At 58.4% G+C, this 17,599-nt stretch carries 11 protein-coding genes and 1 pseudogene; 7 read left to right on the top strand and 5 right to left on the bottom strand.

Annotation, left to right across the window (positions count from 1 at the left end; genetic code table 11):
* Positions 1-145 precede the first annotated feature (145 nt).
* Both ALO80_RS09815 and ALO80_RS09810 read left to right on the top strand, forming a co-directional pair.
* Complete coding sequence (locus ALO80_RS09815; protein ID WP_055008858.1) at positions 146-538, top strand: MerR family transcriptional regulator; 393 nt, start codon at positions 146-148, stop codon at positions 536-538.
* 34 nt (positions 539-572) lie between these two features.
* Positions 573-1,472 (top strand): hydroxymethylglutaryl-CoA lyase, encoded by a 900-nt coding sequence (locus ALO80_RS09810; protein ID WP_055008857.1) that lies wholly within the window; start codon positions 573-575, stop codon positions 1,470-1,472.
* 284 nt (positions 1,473-1,756) lie between these two features.
* On the opposite strand, the pseudogene ALO80_RS31590 reads toward ALO80_RS09810, so the two are convergent.
* Positions 1,757-2,019, bottom strand: a pseudogene (locus ALO80_RS31590) (hypothetical protein).
* A 230-nt stretch (positions 2,020-2,249) separates the two neighbouring features.
* Between ALO80_RS31590 and ALO80_RS09805 the strand changes: the two are divergent.
* From ALO80_RS09805 to ALO80_RS09790, 4 genes are read left to right on the top strand one after another with little or no spacing between them, the layout of a single operon-like run.
* The gene (locus ALO80_RS09805) at positions 2,250-3,413 is read left to right on the top strand and encodes an isovaleryl-CoA dehydrogenase (protein ID WP_054988711.1); all 1,164 of its coding nucleotides are present in this window, start codon (positions 2,250-2,252) and stop codon (positions 3,411-3,413) included.
* Between the two features lie 13 nt (positions 3,414-3,426).
* A complete protein-coding gene (locus tag ALO80_RS09800) occupies positions 3,427-5,034 on the top strand; it encodes a carboxyl transferase domain-containing protein (protein WP_055008856.1) in 1,608 nt (535 codons plus the stop codon).
* Between the two features lie 14 nt (positions 5,035-5,048).
* Entirely contained in the window at positions 5,049-5,909 is an 861-nt protein-coding gene (locus ALO80_RS09795) for a gamma-carboxygeranoyl-CoA hydratase (RefSeq protein WP_055008875.1), read from the top strand.
* On the top strand, positions 5,906-7,855 hold the full coding sequence (locus ALO80_RS09790) for an acetyl/propionyl/methylcrotonyl-CoA carboxylase subunit alpha (protein ID WP_055008855.1): 1,950 nt from the start codon (positions 5,906-5,908) through the stop codon (positions 7,853-7,855). The genes ALO80_RS09795 and ALO80_RS09790 overlap by 4 nt, the downstream gene beginning before the upstream one ends.
* 69 nt (positions 7,856-7,924) lie before the next feature.
* Here the strand turns inward: ALO80_RS09790 and nfuA are convergent, their stop codons facing one another.
* The 3 genes from nfuA to ALO80_RS09775 form a co-directional block, all read right to left on the bottom strand.
* Positions 7,925-8,518 (bottom strand): Fe-S biogenesis protein NfuA, encoded by a 594-nt coding sequence (gene nfuA, locus ALO80_RS09785; RefSeq protein ID WP_054988714.1) that lies wholly within the window; start codon positions 8,516-8,518, stop codon positions 7,925-7,927.
* Between the two features lie 70 nt (positions 8,519-8,588).
* Positions 8,589-9,611, bottom strand: coding sequence for an acyltransferase family protein (locus ALO80_RS09780; RefSeq protein WP_054988715.1), 1,023 nt, complete (start codon positions 9,609-9,611; stop codon positions 8,589-8,591).
* A gap of 180 nt (positions 9,612-9,791) precedes the next feature.
* The gene (locus ALO80_RS09775; RefSeq protein ID WP_055008854.1) at positions 9,792-12,098 is read right to left on the bottom strand and encodes a fatty acid cis/trans isomerase; all 2,307 of its coding nucleotides are present in this window, start codon (positions 12,096-12,098) and stop codon (positions 9,792-9,794) included.
* Between the two features lie 157 nt (positions 12,099-12,255).
* Here ALO80_RS09775 and metH point away from each other — a divergent pair, with 157 nt between their 5' ends.
* Positions 12,256-15,975: a methionine synthase gene (gene metH, locus ALO80_RS09770; protein ID WP_055008853.1), complete on the top strand. Its 3,720-nt coding sequence runs from the start codon at positions 12,256-12,258 to the stop codon at positions 15,973-15,975.
* A gap of 11 nt (positions 15,976-15,986) precedes the next feature.
* On the opposite strand, the gene ALO80_RS09765 is transcribed toward metH, so the two are convergent.
* Positions 15,987-17,087, bottom strand: coding sequence for an ABC transporter substrate-binding protein (locus ALO80_RS09765; RefSeq protein ID WP_055008852.1), 1,101 nt, complete (start codon positions 17,085-17,087; stop codon positions 15,987-15,989).
* Positions 17,088-17,599 lie beyond the last annotated feature (512 nt).

Genomic DNA, 17,599 nt, shown 5'->3' with positions numbered 1-17,599 from the left:
GTTTTTAAAGTAGTTATTTCTAAATATTAAAGTGCTTTCGAGCCGCATGGGCGCGACCAGACGCGCCCCTTCACCATGACTTCTGCTTGACGCTTACGTAAAGCAACCTTTAGGTTTAGTGCCATGTACTCCGCCGAGCGATGCCATGAGCAGTCAGACCTACAGTATCTCCGAGCTCGCCCGAGAGCTGGACATCACCACACGCGCGATCCGCTTTTACGAGGAGCAAGGCATGCTCAGCCCTGAGCGCAAGGGAATGGAGCGTATCTACACCGCCCGTGACAAAGTCACTCTGAAATTGATCCTGCGCGGCAAGCGCATCGGCTTTTCACTGGCTGAATGCAAGGAACTGATCTCGCTTTATGACCCTGCCGGCGGCAACCAGAAACAGTTGCAGACCATGCTCGGCAAGATCGCGGAGCGACGCGAGCAGCTTGAACAGCAGTTGCTGGATATCCGGCAGATGCAACTGGAGCTGGACACCGCTGAAGAGCGCTGTCGGGCTGAACTGGATAAGACTATTGCCACTGCTCACTGACCTCGTCCGCACTGACTGACTATAAGGCGCTGCCATGGTTTTTCCGCAAAAGGTGAATATCGTTGAGGTCGGTCCGCGTGACGGCCTGCAGAATGAAGCGCAACCCATCAGTGTCGACGACAAGGTGCGGCTGGTGGATGACCTCACATCTGCCGGCATGGGCCACATAGAAGTCGGCAGCTTTGTTTCGCCCAGATGGGTGCCACAGATGGCTGGCTCCGCCCAGGTTTTTGAACGGATCCAGCGCCGTGAACGCGTGATCTACTCGGCCCTGACACCTAATCTGCGCGGGTTCGAGGATGCACTGGCGGCGGGTGTGAGAGAGGTCGCAGTGTTTGCGGCGGCGACCGAAGGGTTCTCCCAACGTAATCTCAACTGTTCGATCAGCGAAAGTCTGGAGCGCTTTGCGCCCATCATGGCCGCGGCGCAGATGCATGGCGTGCAGGTCAGGGGTTACGTGTCGTGTGTGCTGGGCTGCCCTTACGAAGGCAATGTCTCGCCTCGACAAGTCGCTGTCGTCGCCAACGAGCTGCACGCAATGGGTTGCTATGAAGTCTCGCTGGGCGACACCATCGGTACCGGTACGCCGCAAGCGACCCGGGCACTGTTCGACGCTGTCGCTGCGCAGATCCCGCGCGGCAGGCTTGCCGGACACTTCCACGATACCTATGGCCAGGCGTTGGTGAACATCTACGCAAGCCTTGAGGAAGGCATCCAGGTCTTCGACAGTTCCGTCGCGGGCCTCGGCGGCTGTCCTTACGCCAAGGGTGCGAGCGGCAACGTTGCCACGGAGGATGTGCTGTACATGTTGCACGGTATGGGCATCGAAACCGGTGTTGATCTGGAACAGGTCATTGCGGCGGGCCAGCGCATCTGCGACGTGCTGCAACGCGACAATGGCTCGCGCGTGGCCAGGGCTCGGCTGTCAGCGTAAGGAATGTCACCTGTCGGTAACAGGGTGCGACAACTTGTCACAGAGTGTTACCCTGCCGCGCAGCACATCGAGACAAACGGGTAACACAGAAACACTCGACGACAGAATCAAATGGCCCGCTGCACTGGAAAAACGCTCAGCCCCCCGGCTTTACGGGAGGATTTAAAAACTGGCACGGGTCCTGCTATATCCCTTGTACAACAAAAATAAAAACACGCAGCAACCCAATAAAAACAACACGTACCGGCTCTGACATAACAAGAACAACACGGACAGAGACGTAGCTAACAGATTTTTTTGGAGTGGACAGCTTTTCAGAATTACGTGCAGTGATTGCAGGTCGTTCGCAGCCAGACAGAGAACAATAAAACTGCCCTCAGGCAGCTCCAGAACTGGCTGGATCAATACGATGAAAGTCTGATCAGCGCTCAAAAAAATACGTTTGCTCTTGGTCCCGCCTGCGGACCGCTCGAGAAAAGAGGTAAAGGGTCAGGTCGCCAAAAACAACAACAGGCCTCCCGAAAAACAATAAAGAGCATAGCAAGATACCTTGAAGGGGAGCCCAGGCTCCCCTTCGTGCTTTCCGCCAGCCAGACGCTCCCTGATTCCTTCGCCCCTCCCCCTGCCAGGCAGTCCTCGATCGTTTTGCGCATGCCTTGGCGTCAACGTTGACAGCTTAATCCGACAGGTTTACGTTAACGTAAAGGTCATGGCTTGTTCGCCCTCTATGCGCCTTCAAGAACAAACGCCACCCAAGAACAAAAAAAGGAACGCTCCATGAGTTACCCCAGCCTGAACTTCGCCTTGGGCGAAACCATCGACATGTTGCGCGACCAGCTGCAATCCTTCGTTGCCGCAGAACTTGCCCCACGTGCTGCGCAAATCGACAAGGACAACTTGTTCCCCGTCGACATGTGGCGCAAATTCGGCGAATTGGGCGTTTTGGGGATCACCGTCAGCGAGGAATACGGTGGCGCGGGTCTGGGTTATCTTGCGCACGTCGTGGCAATGGAAGAAATCAGCCGCGGCTCTGCATCCGTAGCGCTTTCCTACGGTGCCCACTCAAACCTGTGCGTGAACCAGATCAACCGTAACGGCACCCCGGCTCAGAAAGCCAGATACCTGCCGAAACTGATCAGCGGCGAGCACATCGGCGCACTGGCCATGAGCGAACCCAATGCAGGCTCGGATGTGGTGTCGATGAAGCTGCGCGCCGACAAGCGCGGTGATCGCTACCTGCTCAACGGCAGCAAGACCTGGATCACCAACGGGCCCGACGCCAATACCTATGTGATCTACGCCAAGACCGACCTGGAAAAGGCTGCGCATGGTATCAGTGCGTTCATCGTCGAGCGGGACTGGAAAGGTTTCTCGCGCGGAAACAAGTTCGACAAGCTGGGCATGCGCGGCTCTAACACCTGTGAGCTGTTTTTCGACGATGTCGAGGTACCCGAAGAAAATCTGCTCGGCGTACTCGATGGTGGTGTCCGAGTCCTGATGAGCGGTCTCGACTACGAACGTGTCGTGCTCTCCGGCGGGCCGACCGGGATCATGCAGGCCTGCATGGACGTGGTGGTGCCCTACATCCATGACCGCAAACAGTTCGGCCAGAGCATCGGCGAGTTTCAGTTGATTCAGGGCAAGGTCGCCGACATGTACACCCAGCTCAATGCCAGTCGGGCCTACCTGTACGCAGTCGCCCAGGCCTGCGATCGTGGCGAGACCACACGCAAGGACGCAGCGGGCGTTATCCTCTACAGCGCTGAACGCGCTACGCAGATGGCGCTGGATACCATCCAGATTCTGGGCGGCAATGGCTACATCAATGAGTTCCCGGCGGGACGGCTGTTGCGTGACGCCAAACTCTACGAGATCGGCGCAGGCACCAGCGAAATCCGGCGCATGCTCATCGGTCGCGAACTGTTCAACGAAACCCGCTGATTGTGGAGCTGCCATGACTATTCTGCAGACCCGAATCAACGCCCGCTCGCCGGAATTTGCCCTTAACCGCGCTACGCTGCTCAAGCAGGTCGAAGAGCTCCGCACGCTGCTGAGCAAAGTCCGGCAAGGCGGCGGCCTCAAGGCCCAAGAGCGTCACACGTCACGTGGCAAGTTGCTGCCCCGCGAGCGTATCAACCAACTGCTGGATACCGGATCACCGTTTCTGGAAATAGGCCAGCTCGCCGCGCATGAGGTGTATGGCGAAGAGGTTCCGGCGGCCGGAGTGATTGCCGGTATTGGCCGTGTCGAAGGCGTCGAGTGCATGATCATCGCCAATGACGCAACGGTCAAAGGTGGCTCCTATTACCCACTCACTGTCAAAAAGCATCTGCGCGCGCAAACCATTGCCCAGCAAAACCGCTTGCCCTGCATCTACCTGGTTGACTCCGGTGGCGCCAACCTGCCCCGCCAGGACGAAGTTTTTCCGGATCGCGAGCACTTCGGGCGAATTTTCTTCAATCAGGCCAACATGAGCGCGCTAGGCATTCCGCAGATCGCTGTGGTCATGGGCTCCTGCACTGCGGGCGGTGCCTATGTTCCGGCGATGGCCGACGAGGCGATCATGGTGCGTCAGCAGGCGACCATCTTTCTGGCAGGTCCGCCACTGGTGAAAGCGGCGACCGGAGAAGTTGTCAGCGCTGAAGATTTGGGCGGTGCCGATGTGCATTGCCGCACCTCTGGCGTTGCCGACCACTATGCCGACAACGATGCGCATGCACTGGCGTTGGCACGCCGCAGCATTGCCAACCTCAACTGGCACAAGCAGGGTCGGTTGAACGCCGCGCCCTGCACAGCGCCGCTGTACGAGGCTGAGGAGCTTTATGGCATCATTCCGGCCGACACAAAACAGCCGTTTGACGTGAGGGAAGTCATCGCGCGTCTTGTGGACGGTTCAGTGCTGGATGAGTTCAAGGCGCTATTCGGCACCACGCTGGTCTGTGGCTTCGCCCGCCTGCATGGCTACCCGATCGCGATTCTGGCAAACAATGGCATTCTATTCGCAGAGGCGGCGCAGAAAGGTGCGCACTTCATCGAACTGGCCTGCCAAAGGGGAGTTCCGCTGCTGTTTCTGCAGAACATCACCGGCTTCATGGTCGGCCAGAAGTATGAAGCCGGCGGTATCGCCAAGCATGGAGCCAAGCTGGTGACGGCGGTGGCCTGCGCGAAAGTGCCGAAATTCACGGTGATCATCGGGGGCAGTTTCGGCGCAGGCAATTACGGCATGTGTGGCCGCGCCTATGATCCGCGCTTTCTGTGGATGTGGCCCAATGCGCGAATCGGCGTGATGGGCGGCGAGCAGGCGGCCGGCGTGCTGGTGCAGGTCAAATGCGAGCAGGCAGAACGTGCCGGCCAGGCGTTCAGCGCCGAACAGCAGGCCGGGTTGAAGCAGCCGATTCTCGATCAGTACGAGCATCAGGGACACCCTTATTACTCCAGTGCCCGCCTGTGGGACGACGGGGTCATCGACCCGGCACAAACCCGCGACGTTCTCGCGCTTGCCCTCTCCGCCTCGCTCAATGCGCCTATCGAACCTACCACTTTCGGCCTGTTCCGGATGTGAGCCGGGAAATGACCATGACTTCGACTTCATTCGCGACCCTTGAACTGATCATCGACCCGCGCGGCTTTGCCACGTTGTGGCTGAACCGACCGGACAAAAACAATGCCTTCAACGCGCAGATGATCCGCGAGCTGATTCTTGCGCTGGAGCGGGTACAAGCGGATGTCAGCCTGCGCTTCCTGCTGTTGCGTGGGCATGGCAGGCATTTCAGTGCCGGTGCCGATCTGGCGTGGATGCAGCAGGCAGCAGACCTGGACTACAACACCAACCTGGACGATGCACGCGAACTGGCAGAACTGATGTACAGCCTCGCCAGGCTGAAAATTCCGACGCTTGCGGTGGTACAAGGCGCGGCATTCGGCGGCGCACTGGGCCTGATCAGTTGCTGCGACATGGCTATCGCTGCGGTGGATGCGCAGTTCTGCCTGTCGGAAGTGCGCATTGGCCTGGCACCAGCGGTTATCAGTCCGTTTGTGGTGCAGGCCATCGGCGAGCGTGCGACGCGACGCTATGCCCTGACTGCAGAGCGTTTCGACGGTCAGCGAGCACAGCAGATAGGTCTGATCGCCGAGTGCTACCCGGCCGCCGAATTGCAAGCCCGCGCCCAGGACTGGATCGACAATCTGCTGCTCAACAGCCCGCAGGCCATGCAGGTCAGCAAGGAGCTGTTGCGTGAAGTCGGCAGCGGCGAACTGACACCCGCATTGCGTCGCTACTGTGAAAGCGCCATCGCCCGTATCCGCACCAGTGCCGAAGGTCAGGAAGGCCTGCGTGCGTTCCTGCAGAAACGCACGCCCGGCTGGCAGGCAGGCGACGATCAACCTGTCGCAGAGCCCGCAGCCCGAAAAGCCTCCCAGAAGGACTCGCAATCATGAGCACGCCCGAGCTGACTTCATTACTGATCGCCAATCGTGGTGAAATTGCCTGTCGCATCATGCGGACCGCGAAAAACATGGGGCTGACCACGGTCGCCGTGCACAGCGCCATCGACCGGAACGCGCGTCATAGCCGCGAAGCCGACATTTGCGTCAACCTGGGGGGCAGCAAGGCTGCAGAGAGCTACCTGGCGATCGACAAGCTTATCGACGCCGCCAAGGCTAGCGGCGCGCAAGCGATCCACCCTGGCTATGGTTTTTTGTCCGAAAATGCCGACTTCGCGCGCGCTATTGAAGAGGCCGGGTTGATCTTCCTCGGGCCGCCCGCCTCTGCCATTGACGCCATGGGCAGCAAATCCGCAGCCAAGTCGTTGATGGAACAGGCAGGTGTGCCGTTGGTGCCTGGCTATCACGGGGATGAACAAGACATCGAGACGTTCCGCGCCGCCGCCGAGCGCATCGGTTACCCGGTGCTGTTGAAAGCCACGGCAGGTGGCGGTGGCAAAGGCATGAAGGTGGTTGAACACACCGGCGAACTGGCCGAAGCGCTGGCCTCCGCTCAGCGGGAGGCGCTCTCCTCGTTCGGTGATGGGCGGATGCTGGTAGAGAAATACGTACTCACTCCACGTCATGTCGAGATTCAGGTATTTGCCGACCGCCACGGTCACTGTCTCTACCTGAATGAACGCGACTGCTCGATTCAGCGTCGACACCAGAAAGTCGTTGAAGAAGCGCCAGCACCCGGTCTGACACCGCAATTGCGCAAGGCAATGGGTGACGCGGCGGTCAAGGCTGCTCAGGCCATCGGCTATGTAGGTGCAGGCACGGTAGAGTTCCTGCTGGATGCACGCGGCGAGTTTTTCTTCATGGAGATGAATACGCGCCTGCAAGTGGAACACCCGGTGACCGAGTACATCACCGGACTGGACCTGGTCGAATGGCAGATCAGAGTCGCCAGAGGTGAGCCGCTGCCCATTACCCAAGAGCAAGTGCCGCTGATTGGTCACGCCATCGAAGTCCGGCTGTATGCCGAAGACCCGGCCAATGACTTTCTGCCAGCAACCGGCACGCTGACGCTCTACAAAGAGCCTGTACCCGGCCTCGGCAGGCGTGTGGACAGCGGCGTTGCCGAGGGCGATAGCATTTCACCCTTCTATGATCCTATGCTCGGCAAGCTGATTGCGTGGGGCGAAAACCGTGAACAAGCGCGCCTTCGCCTGTTGGGCATGCTGGATGAGTTCGCTGTGGGTGGTGTCAGGACCAACCTGGCGTTCCTGCGCAGAATCATCGCCGATCCAGCGTTTGCTGCCGCCGAACTGGATACCGGCTTCATCCCTCGCCATCAGACTGCATTGTTGCCGCCAGCCAGCGAGCTGTGCGCAACGTTCTGGCAGGCCGCTGCCGAGGCCTATCGCCAGAGTGAACCGGCACGAATCGATCAGGCCGATGTGCACTCGCCCTGGGCCGTTGCCACAGGCTTTCGTGCCGGACTGCCTGCGGAAACAGATCTGCAACTGAACTGCAACGGCCAGACGCGAAGCGTCTGCTTGCGCGACAGTAGCGCCCCGCTGTTCAAGCTCGTCGGCGAGCATCTGCATGTCGAGCACGACGGAACGCGCCGCACACATCTGGCGATACGTCGTGGCGATACGCTTTATCTAGCCTGGCAAGGCGATCTGTACACCGTCAGCAGGCTGGACTCCATTGCTCAGACAGATGCCGCTGAGGGTCAGCACGGCGGTCTGAAAGCGCCGATGAATGGCGGCATCGTGCGTGTGCTGGTTGAAGTGGGCCAGGCGGTCGAGTGCGGAGCGCAACTGGTGGTGCTGGAAGCCATGAAGATGGAACACAGCATCCGCGCAGCCAGGGCCGGCGTGATTTCAGCGCTCTACTGCCGCGAGGGTGAAATGGTCACAGAAGGCGCAGTGCTGGTGGAGATGGACTGACATCCGCTGGCTGCCGAACATGAAAACGCCCTGAACAATCAGGGCGCTTTTTATGCAACAGGGACCCGCTTAGTAATAAGCGTTTTCTTTCTGCGTGTGGTCTGTGACATCGCGAACGCCGGACAGCTCGGGAATGCGCTCAAGCAACGTGCGCTCGATGCCTTCCTTCAGCGTGACGTCAGCCTGACCGCAGCCCTGGCAACCGCCACCGAACTGCAGGACGGCAATATTCCTGGTTTCTTCTTCAACCACATCGATCAGTGTCACCTGACCACCATGGCTGGCAAGGCCCGGATTGATCTCGGTTTGCAGATAATAGTTGATGCGCTCATTGATCGGGCTGTCGGCATTGACCATAGGCACTTTGGCATTGGGTGCCTTGATGGTCAGCTGGCCGCCCATGCGATCAGTGGCATAGTCAACCACGGCATCATCCAGAAAGGCTTCACTGAAACCATCGATCCAGGCAGTGAAGCTTTTCAGGCCGATGGCCTTGTCTTCCGGCTTTTCTTCACCCGGCTTGCAGTAAGCGATGCAGGTTTCGGCGTACTGAGTGCCGGGCTGGGTGATAAATACCCGGATGCCTATGCCCGGGGTATTCTGCTTTTCCAGCAGATCGGCCAGATAATCGTGGGCGGCATCGGTAATAGTGATAGCGGTCATGAAAATTCCTCGCAGACGTGCCAGCAGTTTACGCCAATCGGCCGCGTCACACAAAGTCCCAGTATTTTTGTCAGGTTAATGCTTGCGCGCGACTGAGCGTTCGACGTCCATCCAGCCAGCCCTTCATCCGACGATAGAGGCCTTTCTCGATCCACTCATAACTGACCCAGGCACCGATGGCGATGATCGGAACGCAGAACGCGAAGACCACATAGGGGCTGAGCCCAAAGCGTTGCGCCATCAGCAAGCCGCCGTACAGCACCAGCACGTGCAGCAGGTAGACAGAATAAGAACAGTCCCCCAGCACCTTGAGCAGACGATTGCCCTGGAAATAAGGCTCCAGCGAGATACACGACAACACAATCAAGGCGCTGGGCAGGCCCCAGTTGAGCAGGCGCTGCTCGTTGGTCAGGTGGTTGATCGCATACAGCCCTACCGCAATACCCGCCAGCGGCAGCCATCGCGCCTGCCTGATCCAGCCACGGCGATAGAGAATGCCAATGCCGATACCCAGCAGGAATTCGTAAATGATGTCATTGCCGTAGAACCGGCTGATCAATCCGGCACGGGCCAGAACCTCGCTGACGGCAAACAGTGCGGCAGCAATGATCAGTGGTCGATGACGTTGCCGAAAAAGAAACACCATCGAGAACAGAAGGTAGAAAAACATTTCATAATTGAGCGTCCAGCCGACGTTGAGCGTCGGATACAGCCCGTAGCCTCCGGGATTTTCGGACGGAATAAACACCAGTGACAGGAGGAAGTTCTGCCAGCCGATCACCTGGTGCGGGAGCATCGGTGCAGCGATCAGCAACAGCAACGCCATGGCGGCGGTGTACAGCCAGTAAGCGGGAACAATGCGAATCAGGCGATGCAGAATGAACCGCCGTGCAGGCATATCACTGTTCTGCGTAGACAAAAAGATAACCAGACCGCTGATGACAAAAAAGATATCGACCCCGACCGCGCCTTTTGACACAAAGAACTGGCCCACCGGGCCACTGGCCTTGAAATCGAAAAAAATCTGCATGAAGTGATGGCACACCACGACCCACGCTGCGAACGCCCGTAGGGCCTGAACTGAAATCAACATCACAAGAAACCTCTACTGCCTGACTTTCAATCATCGACGGTTCGACGGACCGGTCGATGACGCGCACCATTTCGGACCACTGTTTCAAAAAAAAGGTCGCCCAAGATACGTTTCGTTCAGGAAGTAACGATGGCTGCAGGCCATGTTCCACGTGGGGTCTGCGGCGCAAGCCCCCTGTTTTCAGAGGTTTTCGTAGCGATTCATATCCAGTACACCTGCTTCGCGTGGTTCAGTTTCCTGAATATAGCGGTTCAGATCGTGAAAATAGGTCCAGAACAGCGGATGAGTCCGGCGCACGCCCCAGCGCTGCACGATTTGCTCGAAGCTCGTCTGATCCTTGCTTTGCTCCATGGCATCGACAAAAGCAGACACCTGGGCGACCGGAATGTTGAATATGAAGTTCGGGTAGCTGCTGAGTACCCCAGGATAGACAGTCAGTGTGTCCAGACCCGGTATATAGCGATACGACTCGCCCAGCAGAAACGCCACGTTGCTGTGCGCGCGGTTACGCAGCATGCTGTAGATCAAACGCTTGCCGTTACTGCCCTCGATGCGCAACATGCTCGCTTCCGGCAATTGATCGATGACTTTCAGGCCCGCCGCCGGGCGTGACGTCAAACGGCTAAGCACCTGCTCAGCCTGGGCAAAGCCGCGGTCGAGGTCCGGACGCGAGCAATACGCCCCGCTACAGCGATTGATCGGATCCGGCGCGGCGTTCAGGCTGCCCGCACGCTCGATCAGTTTGAACGCAAAGTCGCGCTGCGGTGCCTTTTCATCGAGCTTGATACCGCTCGGCGTATCGTCATCGATCTTCTGGTAATCCAGCCACATCTTGATCTTGCCGCCATCCTGGTAAAGATCGTCGAGCATGCCTTCACGCAGATCGGCAGGCATCAGGCGCAGGAAGTTGATTTCAGCACCGTTGCGAATCAGGTCGAAATACAACCGCGTCTGGGCTTGATGCGACACGTTGCCATAGACGTCGAAGTTCACTGCCAACTGGTAATAGGTGCGCTCCAGCAGCGGGAAGTCGAACAACCACATGGAGTGCGGCACATCGCCAATCAGGCCTTTATTGACAGACGCACTGTCGAAATGACGGAAAACAGTCAGCAAGGCGTTGTCATTGCCAGCCCACAGCGTACTCCACCCCGGCGCGGGCATTTTCGCGTAGTTATCGCGACGCAGGTCTTCATACTGGTTGCGCCGGTCCCGATAAGACAGCCACAGGCTGAGCACGCTGCCAACGTCGTCGTTCTGACCTGGCATGGCCAGCAAAGGCGTCGCCTGCCCACGATAGCTAGCATCGGTGATATACCGGTCGCGCGACGGGTCCTGAAACAACACCCAGAACTGATCACGAATCACATCGGTCGCAATCTGCCCGCGACAGACCGGCCCGCGAATGAAGGTGCGGACAAAGTACTCAGCGTTATCGAGCATGAACTGATAACGCGCCGCTGCTGGAATCGCTTCGAAGGTCAGAAACGGATTGGCCCGATGACCCGGCCCGTAGCCCGGCAAGGCGTTGACTTTCCAGTCGCTGCCATAGAACAACTGCCTGACCCTCCCCAGCTTCTGCGGGCTCATGGCATAGGTAATGTGAGTCTTGTGAACGATCACACCCTGTACGGGGACGAGTCGGTAATAGACGTCACTGCCCGGATCGTCGTCGGGACGCCGGGTCGCGATCAGATCGACAGGTTTGCCGCTTGGAGTACGCGAGCGTACCCACTGGAAAAAATGCCCCGCTTCACCGTCTTCGAAATAGATATGCGCCAGAAACAGGTGCTCGAACAGCCAGCGGCCGACCAGTGCCTGGTTCGCGCCTGGCTGATTGAGCAGCGCCTCCCAGGCATTGATTTGCGCCGTCTCGGCAACGCTCGGAGTAATGGCCTGTTGCTCGACTGGCGCACCGGCAGCCAGCCAGCGCTGCAGCGCCTGGTATTCGGCGTCGGTAAGGCCGGCCACGGCCAGCGGCATGCCTTGTTGCGCATGAGCAGCAGCATAGGCGTCGAATTCGCCGGGCAACGGACAGACATTTTCGCGATTGATACCCAGTGCAATCTCATTCGGGATTTTGCTGTTGGCAGGCAACGGCGCGCTACGCCCGAGATCAATCATGCGCGCCATCAGTGCTGCCTGGCTGCCCTGAGCCTCCAGCACTGAGTAGAAGCCCTTACCGCGCCATGCATCGGTATCACGTGCGTCGTAAAACAGCCGGGTCGGCGCCACCGCCTCACTGCGTTCGCCCTGATACACCGGGGTTTTGCTCGCACCACGGCTCACGCCCTCTCCACTGCCCAGATTCAGTTGGCAGGGAGCATCGTTGCAGGCATGGCAAGCTACGCATTTCTGGGTGAGGATCGGCTGAATATCCTTTACATAGGAGATGGCCGGGGGTGCAGGTGTAGCGGAGGGTGTCTGGGCCTGGGCAGCACAGCAGATAAAAAGCAAGATGACACTTGCCAACAAACGGTGCGGCATATCCCGTAGGCCCTGATATTAAAATGGCACAATTCTACTCGGGCCTCATCGCGATCAACATGAATGATTTTCATGCAAAAGGCGCAACACCACCAAAACCTTTCCGGTTTGCTATCATCCCGTCCTTTAAAGTATCGACCTTCTCAAGGTAGCCCCCATGTCTGACCGCAGCGCCCGCCATCAAGCCTTTCTCACTGCTCTGAAACAGAGGATCCTGATCCTCGATGGCGGCATGGGCACCATGATCCAGAGCTACAGGCTCGAAGAGCAAGACTACCGCGGCAAGCGCTTTGCTGACTGGCCGAGCGATGTCAAAGGCAACAACGACCTGTTGATCCTGACTCGCCCCGACGTGATAGGCGCCATTGAGAAGGCTTACCTGGATGCCGGTGCCGACATCCTCGAAACCAACACTTTCAACGCTACTCAGGTGTCTCAGGCCGACTACGGAATGGAGTCGATCGTCTATGAGCTGAACGTCGAAGGCGCACGCCTGGCACGCAGGGTCGCCGACGCCAAGACCCTGGAGACACCGGACAAGCCTCGCTTCGTCGCCGGCGTGCTCGGCCCTACCAGTCGCACGTGCTCACTGTCGCCGGACGTCAATAACCCTGGGTATCGCAACGTCACGTTCGACGAACTGGTCGAAAACTACACCGAAGCCACCAAAGGACTGATCGAGGGCGGTGCCGACCTGATCCTGATCGAAACCATTTTCGACACCCTCAACGCCAAGGCGGCGATCTTCGCCGTGCAAGGAGTGTTCGAAGAGCTGGGCTTCGAACTGCCGATCATGATTTCCGGCACCATTACCGACGCCTCGGGGCGGACCCTCTCGGGACAGACCACCGAAGCCTTCTGGAACTCGATCAGCCACGCCAAACCGGTTTCAGTCGGTCTTAACTGCGCATTGGGGGCCAGTGAGCTGCGCCCTTACCTGCAGGAACTGGCCAACAAGGCCAATACACATGTTTCCGCACACCCCAACGCCGGCCTGCCGAACGCCTTCGGCGAATACGACGAACTGCCGAGCCAGACGGCCAAGATCATCGAAGAGTTCGCTCAGAGCGGTTTTCTGAACATTGTCGGCGGTTGCTGCGGCACGACTCCGGCGCATATCAAGGCGATTGCCGAAGCGGTCTCGGGCTATGCACCGCGCGAAATTCCTGACATTCCCAAGGCATGCCGCCTGTCAGGCCTTGAGCCGTTTACGATTGATCGCCAGTCGCTGTTCGTCAACGTCGGCGAGCGGACCAATATCACCGGTTCTGCGCGCTTTGCCCGCCTGATCCGTGAAGACAACTACACCGAGGCGCTGGAAGTCGCCCTGCAGCAGGTCGAAGCCGGGGCTCAGGTGATCGACATCAACATGGATGAAGGGATGCTCGACTCGAAGAAGGCCATGGTGACCTTCCTCAACCTGATCGCAGGCGAGCCGGATATTTCCCGCGTACCGATCATGATCGACTCCTCGAAGTGGGAAGTAATCGAAGCAGGCCTCAAGTGCATCCAGGGCAAAGGCATCGTCAACTCCATCAGCATGAAGGAAGGCGTCGAGCAGTTCATACATCACGCCCGCCTGTGCAAGCGTTATGGAGCCGCCGTGGTGGTGATGGCCTTTGATGAGCAGGGTCAGGCCGACACTGAAGCGCGCAAAAAGGAAATCTGCAAGCACTCCTACGACATACTGGTCAACGAAGTGGGTTTCCCGCCGGAAGACATTATCTTCGACCCGAACATCTTCGCCATTGCCACAGGGATCGAAGAACACAACAACTATGCCGTGGACTTCATCAACGCCTGCGCTTACATCCGTGACGAGCTGCCGTATGCCCTGACCTCGGGCGGCGTGTCCAACGTTTCGTTCTCGTTCCGCGGTAACAACCCGGTGCGCGAGGCGATCCACTCGGTATTCCTGCTGCACGCGATCCGCAATGGCCTGAGCATGGGTATCGTCAACGCCGGACAGCTGGAAATCTATGACCAGATCCCTGCCGAGCTGCGTGACTGCGTCGAAGACGTGGTGCTCAACCGCAATGCCGAAGGCACGGATGCGTTACTGGCGATTGCCGACAAGTTCAAAGGCGATGGCAGCATCAAGGAAGCCGAAACCGAAGAATGGCGCAGCTGGCCGGTGAATCAGCGGCTGGAACATGCGCTGGTCAAGGGCATCACCACACACATCGTTCAGGACACCGAAGAGTCGCGCCTGGCATTCAGCCGCCCCATCGAGGTGATTGAGGGCCCGCTGATGTCGGGTATGAACGTGGTCGGCGACCTGTTCGGCGCAGGCAAGATGTTCCTGCCCCAGGTAGTGAAATCCGCGCGGGTCATGAAGCAGGCGGTCGCGCACCTGATTCCGTTCATCGAACTGGAAAAAGGCGACAAACCCGAAGCCAAGGGCAAGATCCTTATGGCGACGGTCAAGGGCGACGTGCACGACATCGGCAAGAACATCGTCGGTGTGGTGCTGGGCTGTAACGGTTATGACATCGTCGACCTTGGCGTGATGGTTCCTGCCGAGAAGATCCTCCAGGTGGCTCGCGACGAAAAGTGCGACATCATCGGGCTGTCCGGTCTGATCACACCGTCGCTGGACGAAATGGTTCATGTCGCCCGGGAAATGCAGCGTCAGGACTTCCATCTGCCCCTGATGATCGGCGGCGCAACGACTTCAAAGGCACACACGGCGGTCAAGATCGAGCCTAAATACAGCAACGATGCGGTCATTTACGTCACCGATGCGTCGCGTGCGGTAGGCGTCGCGACCCAGTTGCTATCGAAAGAACTGAAGCCGGCCTTCATCGAAAAGACCCGCCTGGAATACGTCGAAGTACGTGAGCGTACCTCGGCACGCAGTGCGCGCACCGAGCGCTTGAGCTACGGCGCAGCGGTGGCGAAAAAGCCCCGGTTCGACTGGGAAAACTACACCCCTGCCCGACCGACGTTCACCGGAACCCGCGTTCTGCAGGACATCGACCTGAACGTCCTGGCGCACTACATCGACTGGACACCGTTCTTCATCTCCTGGGACCTGGCCGGCAAATACCCGCGCATTCTCACCGACGAAGTGGTCGGAGAAGCAGCCACCGCACTTTATGCAGACGCCACGCAGATGCTGCGCAAGCTGATCGACGAGAAACTGATCAGCGCCCGCGCGGTGTTTGGCTTCTGGCCAGCCAACCAGGTGAACGACGATGACCTGGAAGTCTACGACGACGAGGGCAAGCCGCTGGCGAAGCTGCATCACTTGCGCCAGCAAACCATCAAGCCCGACGGCAAACCGAATTTCTCCCTGGCCGACTTTGTCGCCCCGAAAGACAGTGGCCTGACCGACTACATCGGAGGCTTCATCACCACGGCCGGCATTGGCGCCGAAGAAGTTGCCAAGGCATATCAGGACAAGGGCGACGACTATAACTCGATCATGGTCAAGGCACTTGCCGACCGTCTTGCCGAAGCCTGCGCCGAGTGGCTGCACGAGCAAGTGCGCAAGGAGTACTGGGGTTACGCGAAAGACGAGGCGCTGGACAACGAGGCCTTGATCAAGGAGCAATACATGGGCATTCGACCGGCTCCCGGTTACCCGGCGTGCCCGGACCACACTGAAAAAGGCACCCTTTTCGCCTTGCTCGATCCACTGCCTGAAGGGACGCCCGAGCACACGCCCGGCAAAAGCGGCGTATTCCTTACCGAGCACTACGCAATGTTCCCGGCTGCGGCGGTCAGTGGCTGGTACTTCGCCCATCCTCAAGCGCAGTATTTTGCGGTGGGCAAGGTCGACAAGGATCAGGTCGAAAGCTACACCGCCCGAAAGGGCCAGGATCTGAGCATCACCGAGCGCTGGCTGGCACCCAATCTTGGCTACGACGAATAAGCGCTGACCGGTTATCTGCCGCCCGAGCGATCAGGCGGCAGCATGCTTTTCAAGGAAAACGGTGATTCTTCGCCAAAAGCCCCCACATTGAACGCTTGGGTGTCGAGCCGATAGCGCTCGTCGCGAGTCGCGTTCAGAAAGCGTTGCGTGTCCTGTGGCTCGACCAGATGCAGTACGTCAATCGTGCGTGCGCCCACGTGTTGCCAGGTTTGTCGATAGGCCGTCTCATAGCGATGCAGCAGGATGATGGCCCATCCACCCAGGGTGAAATGCCCGGTAGCCACTACGCTCAGACTGCCAGTCAGTTGTGCCTGCAGGGAAAGCGATGTGCCGTTGATTGCACTGAACAGCACTTCATTGCCCGGCTTTCCTCCTTTTTCCCGCAGTGCGTCCATCGCACCGAACGCCATCTGCTCGTTGGCAGCCCACACCAGCCGGGTGTTCGGGTAGCGCTTGAACAATACACGCGCTTGTTCAAGCGCGCGGTCACGCCGCCATCCCCCCAGCGCGATTTGCCGCAAGTGCACTTCGGGGTGCTCTGAAAGGGCGCGCAGCATGCCCTTTTCACGCAAAAGGGAAACCGGCGTAGTGTTGGTCCCGGAGAACGCGAGCATTTCGATTACCTGACCGTCTGCGGGCGGGTGAGCCAGACTGATAAGCCTCTTCGCGGTCAGGTAGCCGCCATCTTCATCATTGCCCACAAGACTGCCGATAAAATCCGGATAGCGTGACGGCAAGTCACCCAGGATACGAATCTGATCCGCCGTCAGCGTGTTGTTGACCGCAAACAGCTTTACCCCGCTGCCGGTAGACATACGCAGGATCTCGGGGGCGACATTCAGCTCGTTGGAAAACATCAGGTAATCCGGACGCACGTACCCTTGCAGCACCTCTCGCGCCATGGCGAGCAGCTTTCGGGTGTCGCGATCGGTATAGAGAATTTTCAGCGACATACCGGTGGTATCGGCTGCCGTCTGCATCACTCGGGCATGGCTCTGCCAATAGCCATCGGTTTCCGAACCGGGACTGAGAAATATCACCGAGGCGGCAGGTGCAGACGCAGCCCAAAAAAAGCTGCACAGCAGCAGACACCGCGCAAATAGCGCCTTCATATCAACGAACCTTGAAGTAGCACGAATTTGTCGCTACACGCGGGTTATCGGCTGCTACAGCAAGGTTCTGGAGACTCCGGCAGATTGTTTATTCAGCTTGTCACTGACTACTGGCCCAGAACATTGCGGCGCCCACTGCCAGAATGACAATGAATAGAATGGCCCAGGTGTCCACGGATCTGCCCGGCTTGGTTACTTTGGGGTGCTTGCTCATCGCATCGCCTCTTGTCGGTCTTGTGGGTGATTGCATATGAAATGTAGGGTTACGACACTCATTCGGCATCGGTCAATGCATAGTTAAGTCGAGTCTTGCCCACACGGCAAGCAGGGACATGAGCAGGCACTTTTTGCTTATCGCTTTTAGTGATTTGCATATATATAAACATCACTTTTATCGATATCTGCAAACTGCTATCGTCGCCTTCGCTCCCCGGGGAGTGCGCGGCCGTGCGCGCAGAATTGACCAGATGAAGCAGGCAACAGCGGGCTTGTGTCCGCACTGACGCCACCGC

The sequence above is a fragment of the Pseudomonas caricapapayae genome, assembly GCF_001400735.1.
GTDB lineage: Bacteria > Pseudomonadota > Gammaproteobacteria > Pseudomonadales > Pseudomonadaceae > Aquipseudomonas > Aquipseudomonas caricapapayae.
The sequence above is the reverse complement of the archived record's forward strand: the minus strand, read 5'-3'. Positions and strand labels throughout refer to the sequence as shown.